Origin of the sequence: Gloeocapsa sp. PCC 7428, from assembly GCF_000317555.1 — a bacterium.
Lineage (GTDB): Bacteria > Cyanobacteriota > Cyanobacteriia > Cyanobacteriales > Chroococcidiopsidaceae > Chroogloeocystis.
In genome coordinates this window covers 3,629,959-3,649,340 of record NC_019745.1, presented here as the reverse complement: position 1 = coordinate 3,649,340, position 19,382 = coordinate 3,629,959, and the positions used below count along the sequence as shown (strand labels likewise).

At 42.7% G+C, this 19,382-nt stretch carries 18 protein-coding genes, 1 tRNA gene and 1 pseudogene; 13 read left to right on the top strand and 7 right to left on the bottom strand.

The annotated features are described in order from the left end of the window. Positions 1-174 precede the first annotated feature (174 nt). Positions 175-246, top strand: a tRNA-Val gene (locus GLO7428_RS16165). A gap of 14 nt (positions 247-260) precedes the next feature. Here the strand turns inward: GLO7428_RS16165 and GLO7428_RS16160 are convergent. After that, positions 261-578 carry a salt stress protein, Slr1339 family gene (locus GLO7428_RS16160; protein WP_015189649.1) on the bottom strand — a complete coding sequence of 106 codons (318 nt, stop codon included), beginning with the start codon at positions 576-578 and terminating at the stop codon, positions 261-263. A 5-nt stretch (positions 579-583) separates the two neighbouring features. Next, positions 584-1,189, bottom strand: a complete 606-nt coding sequence (locus tag GLO7428_RS16155) for a VWA domain-containing protein (protein WP_041918658.1) — start codon at positions 1,187-1,189, stop codon at positions 584-586. A 736-nt stretch (positions 1,190-1,925) separates the two neighbouring features. Here GLO7428_RS16155 and GLO7428_RS29100 point away from each other — a divergent pair. The 6 genes and pseudogenes from GLO7428_RS29100 to GLO7428_RS16130 all read left to right on the top strand — a co-directional run bounded on the left by GLO7428_RS29100 (position 1,926) and on the right by GLO7428_RS16130 (position 8,074). Beyond that, positions 1,926-3,839 carry an FG-GAP repeat protein gene (locus GLO7428_RS29100; protein ID WP_015189647.1) on the top strand — a complete coding sequence of 638 codons (1,914 nt, stop codon included), beginning with the start codon at positions 1,926-1,928 and terminating at the stop codon, positions 3,837-3,839. Then, positions 3,797-4,000: pseudogene (locus tag GLO7428_RS29755) on the top strand (integrin alpha); the annotation flags it as partial. The gene GLO7428_RS29100 and the pseudogene GLO7428_RS29755, both read left to right, overlap by 43 nt. A 54-nt stretch (positions 4,001-4,054) precedes the next feature. After that, on the top strand, positions 4,055-5,230 hold the full coding sequence (locus tag GLO7428_RS29090; RefSeq protein WP_015189646.1) for an FG-GAP repeat protein: 1,176 nt from the start codon (positions 4,055-4,057) through the stop codon (positions 5,228-5,230). A 162-nt stretch (positions 5,231-5,392) separates the two neighbouring features. Further along, positions 5,393-6,424 carry a glutaminase A gene (gene glsA / locus GLO7428_RS16140; RefSeq protein ID WP_015189645.1) on the top strand — a complete coding sequence of 344 codons (1,032 nt, stop codon included), beginning with the start codon at positions 5,393-5,395 and terminating at the stop codon, positions 6,422-6,424. A 424-nt stretch (positions 6,425-6,848) separates the two neighbouring features. Next, a complete protein-coding gene (locus GLO7428_RS16135) occupies positions 6,849-7,478 on the top strand; it encodes a ParA family protein (RefSeq protein ID WP_015189644.1) in 630 nt (209 codons plus the stop codon). Continuing rightward, the gene (locus GLO7428_RS16130) at positions 7,478-8,074 is read left to right on the top strand and encodes a hypothetical protein (protein ID WP_015189643.1); all 597 of its coding nucleotides are present in this window, start codon (positions 7,478-7,480) and stop codon (positions 8,072-8,074) included. The genes GLO7428_RS16135 and GLO7428_RS16130 overlap by 1 nt, the downstream gene beginning before the upstream one ends. Positions 8,075-8,140: 66 nt before the next feature. On the opposite strand, the gene GLO7428_RS16125 is transcribed toward GLO7428_RS16130, so the two are convergent. The 5 genes from GLO7428_RS16125 to GLO7428_RS16105 form a co-directional block, all read right to left on the bottom strand. After that, positions 8,141-8,530: a DoxX family protein gene (locus GLO7428_RS16125; RefSeq protein WP_015189642.1), complete on the bottom strand. Its 390-nt coding sequence runs from the start codon at positions 8,528-8,530 to the stop codon at positions 8,141-8,143. A gap of 31 nt (positions 8,531-8,561) precedes the next feature. Continuing rightward, complete coding sequence (locus tag GLO7428_RS16120; RefSeq protein WP_015189641.1) at positions 8,562-9,869, bottom strand: NAD(P)/FAD-dependent oxidoreductase; 1,308 nt, start codon at positions 9,867-9,869, stop codon at positions 8,562-8,564. Between the two features lie 72 nt (positions 9,870-9,941). After that, complete coding sequence (locus tag GLO7428_RS27935; protein WP_041918657.1) at positions 9,942-10,187, bottom strand: hypothetical protein; 246 nt, start codon at positions 10,185-10,187, stop codon at positions 9,942-9,944. A 19-nt stretch (positions 10,188-10,206) separates the two neighbouring features. Further along, on the bottom strand, positions 10,207-10,755 hold the full coding sequence (locus tag GLO7428_RS16110; protein WP_015189640.1) for a hypothetical protein: 549 nt from the start codon (positions 10,753-10,755) through the stop codon (positions 10,207-10,209). A gap of 178 nt (positions 10,756-10,933) precedes the next feature. Continuing rightward, a complete protein-coding gene (locus tag GLO7428_RS16105; RefSeq protein ID WP_015189639.1) occupies positions 10,934-12,352 on the bottom strand; it encodes an amidohydrolase in 1,419 nt (472 codons plus the stop codon). Between the two features lie 236 nt (positions 12,353-12,588). On the opposite strand from GLO7428_RS16105, the gene GLO7428_RS16100 reads away from it, so the two are divergent. The 6 genes from GLO7428_RS16100 (at position 12,589) to GLO7428_RS16075 (ending at position 19,382) form a co-directional block, all read left to right on the top strand. Next, positions 12,589-13,365, top strand: a complete 777-nt coding sequence (locus tag GLO7428_RS16100) for a cysteine hydrolase family protein (protein WP_015189638.1) — start codon at positions 12,589-12,591, stop codon at positions 13,363-13,365. A 3-nt stretch (positions 13,366-13,368) separates the two neighbouring features. Beyond that, on the top strand, positions 13,369-13,824 hold the full coding sequence (locus GLO7428_RS16095; protein ID WP_015189637.1) for a cupin domain-containing protein: 456 nt from the start codon (positions 13,369-13,371) through the stop codon (positions 13,822-13,824). Continuing rightward, entirely contained in the window at positions 13,818-15,458 is a 1,641-nt protein-coding gene (locus GLO7428_RS16090) for a CocE/NonD family hydrolase (RefSeq protein WP_015189636.1), read from the top strand. Before GLO7428_RS16095 ends, GLO7428_RS16090 begins: the two co-directional genes overlap by 7 nt. 117 nt (positions 15,459-15,575) lie before the next feature. Beyond that, positions 15,576-15,929: a DUF952 domain-containing protein gene (locus GLO7428_RS16085; RefSeq protein ID WP_015189634.1), complete on the top strand. Its 354-nt coding sequence runs from the start codon at positions 15,576-15,578 to the stop codon at positions 15,927-15,929. Between the two features lie 378 nt (positions 15,930-16,307). Next, positions 16,308-17,744 carry a sodium/glutamate symporter gene (locus tag GLO7428_RS16080; protein WP_015189633.1) on the top strand — a complete coding sequence of 479 codons (1,437 nt, stop codon included), beginning with the start codon at positions 16,308-16,310 and terminating at the stop codon, positions 17,742-17,744. Positions 17,745-17,861: 117 nt separating this feature from the next. Beyond that, complete coding sequence (locus tag GLO7428_RS16075; RefSeq protein WP_015189632.1) at positions 17,862-19,382, top strand: AbgT family transporter; 1,521 nt, start codon at positions 17,862-17,864, stop codon at positions 19,380-19,382.

The following is a 19,382-nucleotide window of genomic DNA, read 5'->3' as shown; positions in this document are numbered from 1 at the left end:
GACTCCCTTCGGGGCTACCTAAACAAAGTGTGGCTGCGCACACTATTTATGAGTAAGTCTACCCAGGTGGACTATCTAGTAGTGAATTTATTCGCAATTCCTTTCAGACCAGCGGTTTACTATTGTTACGCGTTTGTGAATAAACTCGTTTGTGTGTTACCTTAAGATTCTCCTGGGCGATTAACACAGTGGTAGTGTGCTTCCTTCACACGGAAGAAGTCACTGGTTCAAATCCAGTATCGCCCATGGTATACAAACGCTTAATCATTAGAGTTGAGCGATCGCAAATAATCAACTGCGGCGGCAACTTTGGATGGATACTTTAGTGCAAATTGCTCAAACCACAATCCTTCACTCGACAGCGGATCTAAAGTTTTAAGCCAAGCGATCGCCCGTCGGTATCTCTCCTTGGCTTTCTGCTGTTCTAATTCGCGTTCTTTTTGGGCATAATCTGCTTTAACTTCATTTAAAAGTTGCTCAATATCTGATGTGAATTTAAGCGCTTTATTGTTAGGTGGTGGTATTTTTCGGTGTGGCGTACCATCAATTTCAGCTAACAGTTTATCAAGTTCATCCATTGTAGTTAATCAGCGATCGCATTCAGTAAAACTTCGGATAAACTCATATCTTCCAAATCATCTAACGTAATCGCGTCACAAATATCGAATTTTGCACCAACGCCTTGAATTTGATCGTCGATTGCTTTGAGGAATTTCGTTGCTTGCGGATCAGAACCAACTTGAATAAAAGAAATTGCCAGTTCTTCATCGCGTTCCATTTGCTGAGTCGCGTTGATAATCACTTCAAATACGGCGCGGCGATCGTCAGGTTCACCATCAGTAACAACTAAAATAGTTTCGCCTTGGGGTTTAGTTTTTCCTGCGGCTTTGCGTTGAAAGTAGTTTTTTATCGCATCTTGCAAGACGATTGCTAAGTTTGTTGTTCCCGCAGGATCGTTTTCTTGGAAAACTTGCGTAACTTTGCTCGAAGTCACATCATCGTAGCGTTTAAATTTACCAGAAAAAACATAAACCGTGATGCCATCAGGATCAAATTGTTCGCATTTTCGCGCTAATGCTAACGTAGATTCTTGAGCAATTTCCCATCGACTTTTACCACCTGCTTGATCGGGTGTAGACATACTGCCACTTTTATCGATAATCAGCGTATAGTCACGGTCTTGCACGATCTTGATACCTCCAAGTTAGAGTTTGGTCTAGTCTAACCTCGATGCGATCGCACGTCAGCTGTTAAGGTGGTTTTTCCAAAAAAACTTGCAGTATTTTAAAACACACTTCGTCTGAGAATCTTTCCAAGCAGACAGGCGTAAGCTTTGGTTTGGCGATCGCAACAGGTTGAGTATTGAGGCGATCGTCCTGTAGTTCTTAATAAAACTTTTTAAAGAGATTGTGCTGTCATCTGTGATACAAGTAAGTTTTTCAAACTAGGTTTAGACAGTTTGACCGCGTTTGTTAATTTGCATACTTTCTAAAGAGTAAACAACTTTTTCATTTTAAAAAATCACATAATAACTTGATTTTAATCATTGTATTCTACTAATTTAAACTGAGTAGATATGCAAGTTCTTTTTTAAGAGAATCTAGCCTTTCTACAAAACAAAAAGTGTATGGTATACATCAGAAAATATTATTTGTAGAATTCACTGCGATTGAAACATCAATCATTCACCTAAGCTTTATAAAGTAGTAGTTAATATGACTGAACTTCATTAAATCTTTATATTTGAGTGACTTATTTAACTTAATCTAGTTTATTAGGTTGAAAAAGAATTTTGTTTTTCAACTCATTTCAAGCTTTTTCAAAATGAATAGCCGCGTGTCAACGGCATAGCTTTGCTGCGGAGCAGAATAGTTTGCTCTCGCAGTACTGATGTGTTTTCACCTCATATCACAAATAGAAAAAAGATGGCAACAATTAATGGTACTCCAAATAACGATACACTGACTGGTACTCAATTTGCTGATACAATCTTTGGCTTTGCAGGTAATGACTTACTACGCGGTTTAGCCGGAAATGACACACTCAATGGTGGACTTGGTAGCGATACACTCAACGGCGGGGCAGGTATTGACGTTCTGAATGGCGGTAAAGGAAGCGATACTTATATCATCGATAACACGAATGACATCATTAATGAGGCAGCAAATGCTGGTATAGATACTGTCCGCGCTTCAAGAAGCTATACCCTCGGTAGCAATTTAGAGAACCTGACACTCACTGGCACTAATAACATCAACGGTACAGGTAATGCACTTGCTAACACAATTACTGGTAATAGCGGTAACAACGTTCTCTATGGGTTAGCTGGTAATGACTATCTTGATGATGGTGGCGACGCCTACAGTGATGGTGGCAATGACATTTTGTATGGTGGTGATGGCAATGATACTTTGCAGGCTAGAAGTGATGAATTTAGTGGGTATAACATTACAGCAGATAGCCTGTATGGAGGCAATGGTAACGATGTTTTATCTACTTTTGGTGGTCGTGGTCACTATTTAGATGGCGGCAATGGAAATGATACTCTTTCTGCTTATTCACCTAATAGTACCTTGAATGGTGGGGCTGGTGATGACGCTTATTTTACTGATAACTTTAATAGGATTATCGAGGCAGCTAATGGTGGTATAGACACGGTATTCACTTCAGGTCGATATCAATTAGGCAGCAATCTAGAAAATCTCACAATTATAGGGATCTCTAGCGTTAAAGCAACAGGTAATAGCCTGAATAATCTTATTCTTGGCGATGAAGGTAGTGACATCCTGATCGGAGAAACTGGCAACGATACACTCAATGGTGAACTCGGTAACGATCAATTATTCGGTAGTTCTGGAGGAGTCGGTGAAAAAGATGTATTAATAGGTGGTGCTGGTAGAGACATATTCTATCTAGGCAATGCTACAACTGTTTTTTATGACGATGGCAATCAAGCAACTGCTGGCAAAGGTGATTATGCGCTAATCACTGACTTCAATCCCAACACAGATTTCATTAAACTTAACGGAAGTCGCAGAGATTATTTTTTAGCGGGTGCTGGTGGCGATCTGCCAGTAGGAACAGCAATCTATCGCAACAAACCAGGTAATGAACTGGACGAATTAATCGCAGTAGTTCAAGCAAGTTCCCTGATTAGTCTCAATAGTAACTACTTCCGATTTACAGCCGATGAAATTAACCTTTCTCTCCTTGATGGTAGTAATGGTTTTCGGATTGATGGCATTAATGAATATGACCGTTTAGGTGATTCTGTCAGTAGTGCAGGAGATGTCAACGGCGATGGCTTTGCTGACCTACTAATTGGTGCTCCTGGTGCTGGTCCTGACGGTCAAAATCGGGCAGGCTCTAGCTTTGTAGTATTTGGCTCTTCAGGAGGCTTTATTCCTAGCCTAAACTTAGCCAACCTTAACGGCACCAACGGTTTTCGGATCGACGGTATTAATGAATATGACTTTTTAGGTGATTCTGTCAGTAGTGCAGGAGATGTGAATGGTGATGGTTTTGCTGACCTACTAATTGGTGCTCCTGGTGCTGACCCCAATCGTCAAAATGAGGCAGGCTCTAGCTTTGTAGTATTTGGTTCTTCTAAAGGCTTTACTCCTAGCCTAGACTTAGCCAACCTTAACGGCAACAATGGTTTCCGGATCGACGGTACTATTTATTTCAACTCAAACTCATCATTCTCAGGCTCTTCTGTTAGCAGTGCAGGAGATATCAACGGCGATGGCTTTGATGACCTACTAATTGGTGCTTTTCTTGCTGACCCCAATGGTCCATATGTCCATATAGTGAAAATAATGCAGGCTCTAGTTATATAGTATTTGGCTCTGCTGGAGGCTTTACCCCTAGGATCAGCTTAGCTGACCTTAACGGCAGCAATGGTTTCCGTATTGATGGTACTAATGATGGAGCTTTTTTAGGCTCTTCTGTTAGCAGTGCAGGAGATGTCAACGGCGACGGTTTCGATGACATCATCGTTGGCGCTCCCCTTGCTATCGACGCTAACTCTCAGCAGGTAGGCTCAAGCTTCGTCGTGTTTGGCTCTTCAGAAGGCTTTACTCCTGTGTTTGATTTAGCAAGTCTAAATGGTAGCAATGGCTTTCGCATTGATGGAAGCGATTTAAACGACAACTTGGGTTCTTCTGTCAGTAGTGCAGGAGATATCAACGGCGATGGCTTTGATGACTTGATCGTCGCGGCTTTTGGTTCTAGTTCTACTAATTACATTGAAACCAGTTATGTAGTGTTTGGTGCTTCTAGAGGCTTTGATTCAACACTGAATGCAGCAAACATTAATGGTAGCAATGGTTTCAGAATTGACACTCCTATTTCAAGTAATCGAATCGGCTACTCGGTCAGTAATGCAGGAGATGTCAACGGCGACGGCTTTGATGACCTGTTGATTGGGGCTAAATATACAAACCCTAACGGGCAAGAGGCTGCTGGTACAACCTATGTTGTTTTCGGTAAAGCTTCTGGATTTGGCTCTAGCATTAACCTTGCTGACATCAACGGTCACAATGGCTTTGTCATTAATGGTATTGATGAGTATGATGTTTCAGGCTATTCAGTTAGTGCTGCGGGCGATGTCAACGGCGATGGCTTTGATGACTTGATTATCGGTGCTCCTGGTAGTCTATTGTACCGCGATCAAAGAGGGGAAAGCTATGTCATCTTCGGACGCGACTTCACAGGGAAAGTCACGCGCCAGGGGACTGCGGGTAATGATTTACTTCTGGGGACAAATAATGATGACATTCTCGTGGGTGGATTAGGTAATGATACCCTGCGAGGTGGAGCAGGTAGTGATGTCCTCTACGGTGGTGCAGGTAATGACGTTTTAAGCTATGGTGCAATCGATCGCCGGATTGATGGTGGAAGTGGTACCGATACACTCGCGGTTGATATTAGTGGTTTAACGATTGATTTAACAACGACACCCAACAATCGAATTACAGGAATTGAAATTATCGATCTTACGGGGACTGGCGATAATACCCTTCAACTCACGCGCTTGGATTTGTTAGATTTATCCGATACAACAAATCAGTTGATTGTTAAAGGGAATACGGGCGATCGCATCACTTCCACACTGCAAGGCTGGATTAGTGGTGGCACAACTCCATTAGATAATAATCTGTACAATCGTTACACTTCTGGTGCAGCAACGCTACTCGTAGATACAGATATTACGCAAACAATTAGCTAGTTAAACAAAAGCAGGTTTTTCAAAATATAAGTTCATCATAAGTCCACGAGGTGGACTTTTTTTATTTATAGCAATGCTCAAGATGATTATGACATTATAAAGTCTTAAAACTATTGTTCTAACCCACCTTGTAACCCTGACCCCTGACCTCTACTATTATTTATGGCAGACGAGATACAATGCGATCGCCCTTCCTCTCACTCACACGCTTTTCAAGACTACCTAGAAGGCTTGTACCTTAAATACAAACACCTCCGCGAGGGTGCAGTCGCAAGCTATATCCCCGAACTTGCGAAAGTAGACCCTGATTTATTTAGCATTTGCGTGATCGCTGTCGATGGTCAAGTTTATCAAGTCGGAGACTACAATCAGTTATTTACGATTCAATCAATCTCCAAAGTTTTTGTCTACGGGATGGCGTTAGAAGAACACGGACGCGATTACGTTTTAACCAAGGTCGGTGTAGAACCAACAGGAGAAGCGTTTAATTCGATTATTCTCGACGAACGCTCAAAACGTCCTTACAACCCAATGGTTAATGCTGGTGCGATCGCGACAACAAGTCTGATTAAGGGTTCAGGACCAACTGAACGCCTCAACCGAATGCTTGATATGTTTCAGCGCTACATCGGTCGTGAAATCTTTGTGGATATCTCAGTTTTCATGTCAGAACGTACCACTGGACACCGCAACCGAGGGATGGCACATTTAATGCTTAATTTTGGCATGATTGACGAACGTATCGAGGAAGCCCTCGATCTTTATTTTCAGCAGTGTTCGATTATGGTCAATTGTCATGACTTAGCAGTTATGGCAGCAACGCTTGCAAATAATGGTATAAATCCGATAACTGGGGAACGCGCCGTTGATGCATGCTATGTCAGAGATATCCTGAGCGTGATGTATACCTGTGGGATGTACAATTTTGCGGGTGAATGGGTGTATAAAGTTGGTCTACCTGCAAAAAGTGGCGTTAGTGGAGGAATTATTGTTATTGTGCCCAACCAAATAGGCATCGGTGTATTCTCACCATTACTAGATACTAACGGTAATAGTATTCGTGGCATCAAAGTTTGCGAAGATATCTCGCAAGAATATGGCTTGCATTTGTTTGATTCTTTGCGGGGGTGTACGAAGTTTCTCGACATCCTTGCGCAAGGCAATAATAGCAAAAAAAAGAACACAATTCTTTGATATTCAAAGCTAACTTTTTATGACGTAAATGTTGACAAATTGCCGCAAATTCTTCTTACGCAGAAGTTATAAGATTATTGGCGATCGTACCCTCAGTTTTGTCTTGGTAAATGTGGCAATGACCTGTAGAGTAAAAAATTGATGTATTGTGGTATAGGAAAGTAGCGATCTCACTGAGAAGCTATTAATACTGTTAGGACTAAGAAAATCAGCAAAAATTATGAATTTGATAACTAAATAGTTTTGCAAATATAGCGATCCTATTTGAGTTATGAAAACTGGTTTTTAACGAACCACAGAGACGCAGAGAACGCAGAGAGAAGAAGAAAGGGAGGTATTCACAAATGAATTAGGACTGCTATATCAGAACTCAACACGCTAACCTCAACAAAATTTTATCCTTAACCCCTATATTATTAAGGTCATGCCCCCGAAGATTATTGTTGTATCGAATGGAAAAGGTGGAGTAGGAAAAACGACGACAGCAATGGGATTATCCGCGATCTTTTCTGAGCGATACGAAGTTTTAACAGTAGATGCAGATAGCCAAGGGAGTTGTTCTTGGTGGGCGACACGCGGTAAGATGCCATTTGATGTTGCACAAGAAACAGACCCCAAGCTATTGGGGCGATTGCGAAAAGTTGAGGGGTACGATTTCGTTATAGTAGATACAGCGCCAGCCCTACGTTCAGACGCGTTGAAAGCGGTAATTGCGATCGCGGATTATATGGTTTTACCAACACCTTGCGCGCCAATGGATTTATCAGCCTTGATTGAAGTCGTCAAAGCAACCGTCAAACCCGCAGGAATTCCCCATCGCGTATTGTTAACCAAAGTTGATGTTAGAAGTACAGGAGAAGCTTTAGAAGCACAAAATACACTTATAAAATTAGGTATTCCTGTTTGTAAAACATTTATCCGAATTTACAAAGCTCACGAAAGAGCCGCACTCGAAGGATTACCAATTACTCAACTAAAAGGGAAAAACGCCCGCGAAGCAGCAGCAGATTACCGCCGAGTAGCAGCAGAAATACAACGCGATTGGAGGCAATAATGGTTAGAAAACGCATTGCAGATTTATTGAACGAAGAGGGAGAAAAGTTAACACCTGAGCAAAGTTCATCTGAAGCAGATGCTACAAATAATGAGGAGTCAAGCAACGAGGAAAATACAGAAGTGGTAAAATCAACAAGAACGACGGCAAGAGCGCGTAGTACAAATCGGACTCGACAAAGTCAAACAACATCAGATTCAGAAGGCATTGTGACTGAATTACGTGCAGCTTTAAAGCAAGCACAAGAGAAAGAAAAATCGCTAGAGCATCGAATTGCAGAACTACTCGTCGAGCTAGAAGATGAAAAAGCCTTAGTCAAGCAACTTCGTCAAGATGTCGCGGATTTTGATGTTGTAAATGCTGAACTCGAACAAGCGAAGTCAACTATTTTACAACTTGTAGAAGCTAATTCAAAGTTAATTGAGCAAGTGAATTCTTTGAAAAAAGAACCTGCACCGCTACAGAAAAAAGAACCCGAATCACAGCCACAGCCTAAATATAAATCAGCACGGCAAACAGTTGTATTTCCGCAACAGGAGCAAGTTGATTCTGAAGGGCAGTCGGTTGACTTCGCGCGCAATACTTGGTTACTCTAGCTTAACTAGAGCTACTAGCTGTTAGCTGTTAGCTCTTAGCTAAATGCCAATTGCTTTTGTGTTGAACTAAGTTAAATCTTTACGTCCATCTACACTGAGAGGACCAGAACCAAAGTAAACGACCATTAATAAGCCGCCGATCAGTCCTAAATTTTTGAGGAACTGATTGATCTGCATATCTTCAGCAAAATTAGTGTGAAAAATCAGCGTCGTGGGAACGAGAAAGACAATGAGCGCGATCGCACCCCAACGCGCCTTGTAACCAAAAATGACCGATAAAGCGCCCAGCAATTCTAAAACAATCGAACCTACTAACAAAAATCCGGTTAGCCCTTCAGGAATTCCCGCGCTAGCCATAAATCCTTGCGTACCAGCAAAGCCAAAAATTTTATTGATGCCAGAGCGTAAAAAGATAACTGAGAGGAAGACGCGAGCAGCTAAAGGAATAAAGTCCATAAAAAGTTACCTAAAGTAGTACCAGAATAGTTTAATGCTCTTGATTGTGCCAGTCTTTAGGAGAATTTGACATATCGTCTTCACGTACTAGCCGACTACTTTGAGGAAAAATCAGCCGAATCGCGCGATCGCCAAAGAAATAATCGCGCAGCCAATCTAAAAAGACAATCAAGCGATTGCGCCCACCAGGCAAATAATACAAGTGAATAGCTAACCACAATAACCATGCTGGAAAGCCGGTAAACGTAAAGTTACCAGTTTGGGCAACACCGGCATTGCGTTTGATAATCGCCGCCCTACCTTTATCTACATAACGAAACGGTTTTGGTTCCTTACCTTTAATTTGACGCAAAATGTTTTGTGCGGCTAGCGTACCTTGTTGTAAAGCAACAGGGGCGACCAATGGGAGGGGTTCGCCGTCTTGTTCAACATAAGCTGAATCGCCGACGACATAGACTTGTGGATGATTTGGTAATTGTAGCGTTGGTAAAACCGCAACTTGTCCTTTAGCTGCTGGAAAGAGTTCAGCTGTTGGTGTGGGTGGCGAGGCTTGTACGCCAGCAGTCCAAACGATCGTCTTGGAGAAAATGACCGCACCATTTTCTAGATAAACGGCATTTGGCGTGACTTTACTGACTCTTGCTTGCAGATAAACTTTCACGCCAATACGCTGTAGCTGTTTATAGGTGTAGTCTGATAAGCGTAGTGGCAGATCCGCAAGTAGGCGATCGCTCGATTGCAGCAAAATTACCTGAACTTGCTCCATCTCTAGTGTGGGGAAATCCTTAACCAACCGACCTTGAATTAGTTCTACTAAAGCTCCTGCTAATTCTACGCCAGTAGGTCCACCACCCACAATAGCAAAGGTCAAGAGTAAGCGACGCTGTGCGGGATCGATTTCGCGTACAGCTTGTTCAAAACAAGACAGAATATGGTTACGTAAGTACACAGCTTCTTGCAGCGTTTTCATTGGCAAAGCGTACTTATCAGCCCCTGGTATTCCTAAAAACTGCGATTCACTACCAGTAGAGAGAATCAAAAAATCATATGGAATTGTTAAACCATCAGTGATGACAACCTGATTAGCAAAGTCGATGTGTGTGACTTCTGCCATCAAAAAATTAGCAAAAGCTAATCGCTGGAGAAGACTACGCACAGGATAAGCAATTTGTTCAGGTTGAAGTTCAGCAACGGCTACCTGATACAACAGAGGAATAAATGTATGGTAATTGTTGCGGTCAACGAGTAAGACATTGATATCAGCACGCGCTAGCGATTGGGTTGCTCTCAACCCACCAAAACCAGAACCAACAACAACAACACGAGGGCGTCTTGGCACTATGAATAGCTCTCGTCTAGACAATCTACTGGTTGTATAGTAGCGGGAAATGTAATGCTGGGGAACACGACTCTATAAAGAAGATACATCCCAACCGAGTGCGAGTTGACCCGACAATTTGCATTGCGCCTCTTCGCGCAAAGGATGATAGCGAACTTCTCTGTACATCACGGAACAATTTTTCCAAGCCGTGTTGGCGATAGAACGCACTTCCCCCAACAATTTCCATCGCGAGATCGGCAACATTAGTCCTCCTGCATGAATCACAGATGCCCAAGGACGATCTGTTTTGAAGGCGATCGCGATTTTGTGCGTCAAGTACCAACATGGTTATATCTCAATACGCTGATGCACTATTGTTAGAGTTAGCTTTGTTTTCAATAAATTTAAAAAACTGCAAAATTTGTGCAGGCGATTGAATATGATATACACTTTTTATACTTTGAGCCTGCTGGATGTACTGGCGATATTTGGGCGTCAAATATTTGTGACATAACCAAAGCACGCGGTAACTACGAAGCGAACTTTTCAAGATGGGACTCTTTTGAGGCCAGCCTTCTGGTGGTTTAAAGTAACCTATAACCAAGCGTTTAGTCATCCACCAGAAATGCACGTATAGCGGTAGATCGACAAAAACTAAAGTATCTGCCTCATTTAGTCGTAGCCAGAGGGTTTTCATGCAACCAAACCCGTCAATAATCCATCGATCAGTCGCCAAAATTTTCTCATGGATGTGCTGATATTCTTCCTCGGAAACTTCAGTGTCTCCTGATGGATATTGAATTTTGTCCAAGACGTAAAGTGGCAAATTAGTTATTTCTGATAATCTCTTGCTAAGAGTTGATTTACCACCGCCAGCGTTGCCAAATACTGCTACTTTTTTCATAGCAACTCTGTAATACCTAGAAATCATATCATCTTCGGTTAGATAACCTTTCTTTGTGTTTAGTAACTAGCTACTAGTCACCCTTCACCATTTTTATCATCACTAATCAACCAGATGTAATATCAATATAGGCTAGTGCTAAGTGTGAAGTATGAGCCATCCAGACGAAGCGGGGAGGTTATGAATATTCTTTGGCTAAGCCTAAGCCCATAACTTCACGATAGTGCGCTTCGATTTCACTTACAGTTTTTGATTGACGGTTGAAATCCCACTGACTGCGTTCAAATAAATTTTGTCGCAATTCATCAACATTCACTGTTGCAACTTCGCCATCAGCAACGATTTGCTTGCCATTTACCCAAACACTGTTGACAGCTTGGGTAGGACGACCGAGGATCAGTAAACCAATTGGATCGGTACGCGGTAGCAGTGATAAGCTAGTGAGGTCATACAGTACGAGATCTGCTTTTTTACCGTTGGTTAAAGAACCCAACTCCTCAGCCATATTCAAGCCTTTTGCGCCACCAAATGCAGCCATTTCGACAGATTGACGCGGAGTAATCCAATTACGGTAGTCAAAGTCTGTGATGTTGTGTAGCATTGAGCCGATTTTAATCGCTTCAAGCAGATCTTGCGAGTCGTTACTTGCCGAACCATCGCATCCAAAACTAACATTCACTCCGGCTTGGCGGTATTTTAAAATTGGGGCAATTCCACTGCCCAAACGCAAGTTACTCAAAGGATTGTGAACAACGGTAGATTGCGTTTCTGCCAAAATGGCGATATCTGCATCACTCAACCAGACGCAATGCGCCAACGAGGTGCGATCGCTCAAGTACCCAATTCGTTTAAGATGTTCAACAGCACTACAACCATACTTTTCTTGTGCTAGCTGCTTTTGTGCTTTCGTCTCCAATAAATGCGCGTGACGACAAAGATTGTAGCGATCGCTTAATTCAATACATCCACTAAACAGCGCATCCGAACACAGTTGAATTCCCGTTGGCGCAACTAAAATATGTACACCCGTTTCAGGCGAATGAAACTGCGCGACGACTTCTTGCATCAGTTCCAGCGTTGCTTGAGTTGAGCGAAAATAAGGTGTCGCTTCGCGTTGCACTTCACCATTAGGAATTCCACTTGCTAAAGCTTCATCTTGAATTAATGGACCAATAAATGCTCGAATGCCAATTTCTTGATAAGCTTTAACCGCAGCGGCGACAGTTTCAATTTCTTTTCCAGGAATTAATACTAAATGATCGACAACACTTGTTCCACCTGATAGCAAGGTTTCCACGGCGGTTCCCAGCGCACTTAAGTAAACTTGTTCAGGATCGAGAGGGGCAAAGTCATAAAGTTCCGCAATCCATAATTCTAGCGGTACTGGCGGAATCAGCCCGCGTTGCCACATTTCCGAAGAGTGCGTGTGAGCATTTACGAAACCAGGAAGTAATAATTTGTTGTTACCATCAACAACTGTACCAAGAATTTCCAAACCAGGAGCAATTTTTGTAATGCGATCGCCCTCGATTTGCACATCTACAGTTTCATAACCACCATCAACCGGAATGAAAACATTTTGAATCGTAAAACTCACAGATTTAACCTTAATTAAATAGTTATATATTGCTTAGCACTGAACTAATTTTAAAGTATTTCCTTGAATCAATCCTTCTCCAACTTTCCTCTAAAATACTCTCTTCCTTTGTGTCCTTTGTGTCCTTGGTGGTTCAATCAAAATAACCTCCTTTCCACCCACACAACCGTAAAATATAATACTTAAATTCAACCGTAATTCACCTAAGACAATATAAAAAAACGAAATTTAAAATTATGAATCGACCCTTACGAACCTTAGGAATTCCACCAAATGCGTGGGCGGTAGATGAAGCGATCGCCGATATTACCCGTCCACCATTAGCAGCCAAAATTATTACACTTAAAACCGAAACCAAAACCTTACACCTCGACTTAGCCAAAACCGCAATTTTAGTCATTGATATGCAAAATGACTTTTGTCATCCTGATGGTTGGCTAGCACACATTGGTGTTGATGTCACCCCCGCCCGCAAGCCCATTGAGCCGATTAACAAACTGTTACCAGAATTACGCGATCGCGATGTCCCTGTCATTTGGCTGAATTGGGGAAATCGTCCCGACTTACTCAATATCAGTGCAAATGTGCGTCACGTCTACGATCCTACAGGCGATGGTATCGGACTTGGCGATCCGTTACCAAGTAATAACGCTAGAGTATTAATGGCAGGAAGTTGGGCGGCGGCTGTTGTAGACGAACTCAAACAGTTACCACAAGATATCTGTGTTGATAAGTATCGCATGAGTGGGTTTTGGGACACACCGCTGGATAGCATTCTGCGTAACTTGGGTAGAACTACATTGTTATTTGCAGGAGTCAACGCCGATCAATGTGTTTTAGTCACCTTGCAAGATGCAAATTTTTTAGGATATGACTGTGTATTAGTAAAAGACTGTACTGCAACAACTTCCCCAGAATACTGCTGGCAAGCAACAATTTATAACGTAAAGCAGTGTTTTGGCTTTGTGACCGATTCTCAAGCTATCCTTCATGCGCTAGCAACTAGCAATTAGCATATGGACACAACTCGCTGCATGATCCCCGTTGCCAAATCGCCGCAAGACTATCAAGCTTTTAAGATTAGTCCTGGCGATACGAATCGCTTAGCAATTGTCTTTGATACTGCTTCTGCCAATATTTCGTTAACCATTTGTGTAGAAATTTTTGATATTGGTGGCAAAACACCACCAAATCGCCATCAAATGGCAGTCGAAATGTTTTTTATTCTATCCGGTGAAGGACGTGCTACTTGTGATGGCAAAACGGTAGCAATTAGAGCCGGAGATAGCGTGTTAGTACCTCCCACAGGCACACACATGATTGAAAATACAGGCTCGACGCGGTTGTACGCATTGTGTATTATGGTGCCGAATGAAGATTTTGCGGAATTAATTCGCAGTGGTACACCAGTAGAACTCGATGCGGAGGATTTAGCTGTTTTGCGTCGCTTACCTGCACCAGTATTATGCTAACGGTGCGTCCGAAAGAAAGTGCATCAATGCTGACTCGTGACGGAGTGCGGTTAGATGCGGATATTTACCGCCCTGATGCGAAAGGGGAATTTCCGGTATTGTTGATGCGCCAGCCGTATGGCAGAGCGATCGCATCTACGGTAGTTTACGCGCACCCGATCTGGTATGCTGCTCATGGCTACATTGTGGTGATTCAAGACGTACGCGGACGCGGAACATCACAAGGCGAATTCAAGTTATTCGTCAACGAAATCAACGACGGTGAAGATGCAGTAAAGTGGGCAGCGAATTTACCTGGAAGCAATGGTAACGTGGGAATGTATGGCTTTTCCTACCAAGGAATGACGCAGCTATACGCCGCCGCTGCAAAACCGCCAGCGTTAAAAACTATTTGTCCCGCAATGATTGCTTACGATTTGTATACCGACTGGGTATATGAAGGTGGCGCGTTTTGTTTGCAAACGAATTTGGGTTGGGCAATTCAATTAGCAGCGGAAACCGCGCGACTACAAGGCGATGCGGCGGCGCATCATACGCTTTATGCCGCAGCACAAAATATCCCACTATACGACCCTGTTCCTAGTCTAAACGAATGCTTGCGCAAACTTGCACCGAATGCTTTTTATCACGAGTGGCTCGAACATTCGCAAGCTGATAGTTACTGGGAAGAAATTTCACCAAAGAAACACCTGCAAAACGTTGATTTACCAATGTTTCACATCGGTGGCTGGTTTGATACTTATCTGCGCGGTACACTTCATCTATACAAAGATTTTGCGGCGCGTAGTACGTATCGTCAACAGTTACTTATCGGACCTTGGGCGCATTTACCCTGGAGTCGCAAGGTAGGTGATGTTGATTTTGGCATAGAAGCTTTAAATCCTGTTGATCGCCTGCAAGTGAAGTGGTTCGATCAGTTTCTTAAAGGAATTGATCGCGGATTGTTGCAAGAACCGCCAGTGTGTTTATTTGAAATGGGTAGTAACCAATGGCGCAAATTTGACGGCTGGCATCAGGAATCCCATAAATCTTATTATTTGTCAAGTAGCGGACTAGCAAGTATCCGCGAAGATGAAGGCAAGCTAACCACAAGATATGCGGAATCGTATCCACCCGATGTTTTAGTTCACGATCCTTGGCGACCTGTTCCATCATTGGGAGGACACGCTGCATTACCCGCAGGTTCGTTTGAGCGATCGCACATTGACCGCCGTTCTGATGTTTTAACTTATACAACAAAACCCTTAGAAACCGACCTCCATTTTGCAGGAGACGTAGCGGTAGAAATCTGGTGTAGTGCCGATACTCCGCATCACGATTTGTGTGCAGTGCTTTCTGAAGTTCATCATGATGGTAAAGTATATAACTTAACGCAAGGTTATTTACACGTAAACGGGTTGCGATCGCCTTTGCGAGTCGTCTTGCAACCAACGTGTGTCAAAATCGCCAAGGGTAACGCCCTACGCCTCAGTTTAAGCGCCGCGTGTTTTCCAGCGTACCCAATTAATCCTGGTACAGGTTCACCGATGGGTAGTACGCGACTAATGGATTCGCAGATTGTAACTTTAACAGTGCATTGTGGACGCGATCGCCCTTCACAAGTCTTATTACCCGTCGTTGCATCATCTCAATGAGTTTTGAGTTTTAAATAATGAGTTAATTGAGTTAACTCAAAATACAACCCATCTATAACTTCGCCTTCTAGAACAACAGTAAAAGTCATGGAAAATAATTAATAACTACGAATTATCATGAACCTCATTCTACACATCACGCAACGCACTCAATGGGAAGCCGCACAAAAAGCCCAAATCTATCGCAGCGATACATTAGAATCTGAAGGATTTATTCATTGTTCTACTCCACAGCAAGTCATCAATGTAGCCAATACATTTTTTGAGAATCAACAAGAATTAGTCTTGCTTTGTATTGATTCTGATAAAGTTCAAGCAGAAATTCGTTATGAAGGAGTACAAGAAGATGAATTATTTCCTCATATTTACGGCGCGTTAAATCTTGATGCTGTATTTCAAGTAATTGATTTTCATCCTAATCAAGATGGAACTTTTGCCTTTCCTCAAGAAATCATCAGTTTCATGTCTTAACAACACCCTCTCTTCATCTCTTATCTTTGTGTCCTAGCCTTCGGCAACCCCTTCGGGGAATGTACACTTTGTGGTTTGTCATACAAGAGTATTACAGCCACATAATTGCAAGCAAGAAACACAATAATTATCAGCATAATTTTATATAATTTTACCTACAAAATACTTTATATTAAAGCGAATTAAACAAATATTTTTATAGCTATGAAATAATAATCACTCACTTTGTATCTGCAAATACAACAAAGTTAACGCAACAAGGTTACAAACTTTTCAATTACTTGTGTTAGTGACACCTTAAACAGTGTAAACTTGCTGCAAACGCCTTAACTTATACAAGCAGCAAACGCCGAGAGGGTGTTTGTAGGGAAGGGTGCTATGTTTCAACTTATTGATGTTTTTTTCGCCTTTATTACGATCGCACTGTTAGTCTTAGCCGGGAGATTTGTGCGACAGCGAGTCAAATTGCTGCGAGATCTCTATTTACCCAGTTCGATTGTTGCAGGAGTCATTGCCTTACTATTGGGTCCACAGGCACTAGGTGCGGTTGTTTCCGCTATTGCCGGTTCAGAAGCACCCTTTGCCCAAGGTTTGTTTCCAGAAACAATTCGTAACGTGTGGTCGCAATCACCGAGTGTTTTTATTAACGTCGTTTTCGCAACACTTTTTATCGGAGAATCAATTCCAAGTCCGCGCGATATTTGGCGTAAAGCTTCACCGCAAGTCGCATTTGGACAAACGCTTGCTTGGGGACAATACGTAGTCGGACTACTACTAGCTATACTGATCTTAACTCCGGTATTTGGCATGAGTCCGATCGCGGCATCGCTCATCGAAGTCGCGTTTGAGGGTGGACACGGAACCGCCGCCGGAATGGCAGAAACTTTCAACAACTTAGGGTTTACCGTTGGACCTGATTTAGCATTAGGTTTAGCTACGGTCGGTATTGTTTCCGGTATTATTGCAGGGACAATGCTTGCAGACTGGGCACGGAGAACTGGAAAAATCCAAGTGATCCGCAGTGAAGATCCGGACGCTGGCAGTTTTGATTCGCACGATCGCACGAATGAAGATCCGACAATTCGCGTTGCCCGCGCTCGATTAATGCGCGATTTGCTGATCGATCCATTATCATTAAACTTGAGCTTTGTAGGACTGGCGATCGCGATTGGTTGGTTGATTTTACAAGCGTTCATCTACATTGAATCAATTACTTGGGGGCGTGCCGGAGTTGAATTATTCTCGTATGTCCCTCTATTTCCAATCGCACTCATTGGTGGGCTAATTGTTCAGCTACTTGTAGAACGTACAGGACGTAGTTACCTTATTAGTCGTCCGCTCATTGAACGAATCGGTGGCGTTGCTTTAGATGTCACAATTGTTACCGCACTCGCATCAATTTCACTCGCTGTTTTGGGTAGCAATCTAGGTCCATTCTTAATTTTATCAGTCGCTGGTATCGCGTGGAACGTGCTGGCATTTATCTACCTTGGACCGCGTATCCTACCTACGTTCTGGTTTGAACGCGGTATCGGAGATTTAGGGCAATCGATGGGTGTGACAGCAACAGGCTTAGTTTTAATGCGGATGGTTGACCCTGACAACCGTTCTGGTGCTTTTGAAAGTTTTGCCTACAAGCAGCTATTATTTGAACCCATCGTTGGTGGTGGCTTATTTACTGCGGCTGCACCACTCTTAATCGCCCAGTTTGGTCCTGTTCCAGTGCTACTGCTAACAACAGGAATCTTAGCGTTTTGGCTTGTGTTTGGTACGTATAACTTCAAGCGAATTACTAAAAGTAGTCAAGTTGTGTGAATGGGTAATGGGTAATAGTGAAGATTCAACAAATACCAATCACTAATTAAAGTGGGTACTCATAAATCTTGACCAATCAACAATCACTAATTACCAAAATGATTAAGGTAGGAGTTCATGACACAAACTACTCCTAAAAAACCTGGTTGGCTAGGTAAGTCTCTGGCTTATATTGAAGCAATCGGCAATAAACTCCCCGATCCGCTGACGCTATTTTTTTTCTTCTGTCTCGCTGTGATTGTAATGAGTGCGATCGCATCTGCACTCAACGTCAGTGTTGTTAATCCTGGAAATGGTGAAACGATCGCCGCCGTATCGCTGTTAACACCCGATGGTATCCGCAGAATTGTTACCGAAGCCGTCACCAACTTTACCGAATTTCCACCGTTGGGAACGGTGATTGTGGCAATGTTGGGTGTGGGAGTTGCCGAAGCGACAGGTTTACTTGCAGCTTTACTGCGTCAATTGGTACTCGTTGCGCCTGCGGGGTTAATTTCGCCCACAGTTGTGTTTGCGGGAGTCATGTCAAACATTGCATCCGATGCAGGTTATGTTGTGCTTGTTCCGTTGGGTGCGATCGTCTTTTTAGCGTTCAAGCGTCATCCTCTAGCAGGTATGGCGGCGGCGTTTGCGGGTGTTTCGGGTGGTTTTAGCGCTAATTTACTGCTGAGTCCTTTAGATCCTCTCCTTGCTGGATTATCGCAAAGTGCAGCGCAACTGATTAATCCTAACTATGAAGTTAACGCAACTGCGAATTACTATTTTCTTGCAGTTTCGACGTTTCTTGTCACGCTTGTTGGCTGGTATATCACCGATAAAATTGTTGAACCACGCCTTGGTAGCTATCAGGGAGAAGAAGCAGCGCTAGAAGAACTCAGCGCGAGAGAACGCAAAGGATTGCGTTGGGCAGGTTATGCTTTATTAGCTTTTGTTGTCTTTGTTTTAGCGTTATTGTTGCCACCACGCGGAATTTTACGCAATCCTGAAACTTTTACGATTGTGCCTTCACCGTTTATCGATGGAATTGTATTTTTGATTGCGATCGCTTTTCTCATCCCAGCAATAGCTTACGGTAAAGCTGCGGGCACGATTCGCAATGATAAAGATGTTGCTCAATCGATGGGTAGTGCAATGAGTGCTTTGGGCTACTATATCGCATTGGCGTTCGTTGCGGCTCAATTTATTGCTTATTTCAATTGGAGTAATTTAGGCGTTATTACCGCTGTCAGTGGTGCTAATTTCTTAAGAGCTACCGGAATCACAGGTCCACCAATCCTGTTATTGTTTATTTTATTAACCGTTGTTCTCGATTTATTTGTCGGTTCTGCATCAGCAAAGTGGGCTGTCATGGCACCTGTATTTGTACCGATGTTGATGTTAATCGGTTACTCACCCGAATTGACACAAGCAATTTACCGAATTGGCGATTCTACAACAAATATTATTACGCCATTGATGCCTTACTTTCCTGTTGTTGTTGCTTTCGGGCAAAAATACGATAAAAATATGGGTATTGGTACATTAATTTCGTTAATGTTACCTTATTCATTGAGTTTCTTGATTTGTTGGACAGTATTGTTCTTCGTTTGGCTATTCTTAGGTCTTCCCTTAGGTCCTGGCGCACCGATGCGAATTTGA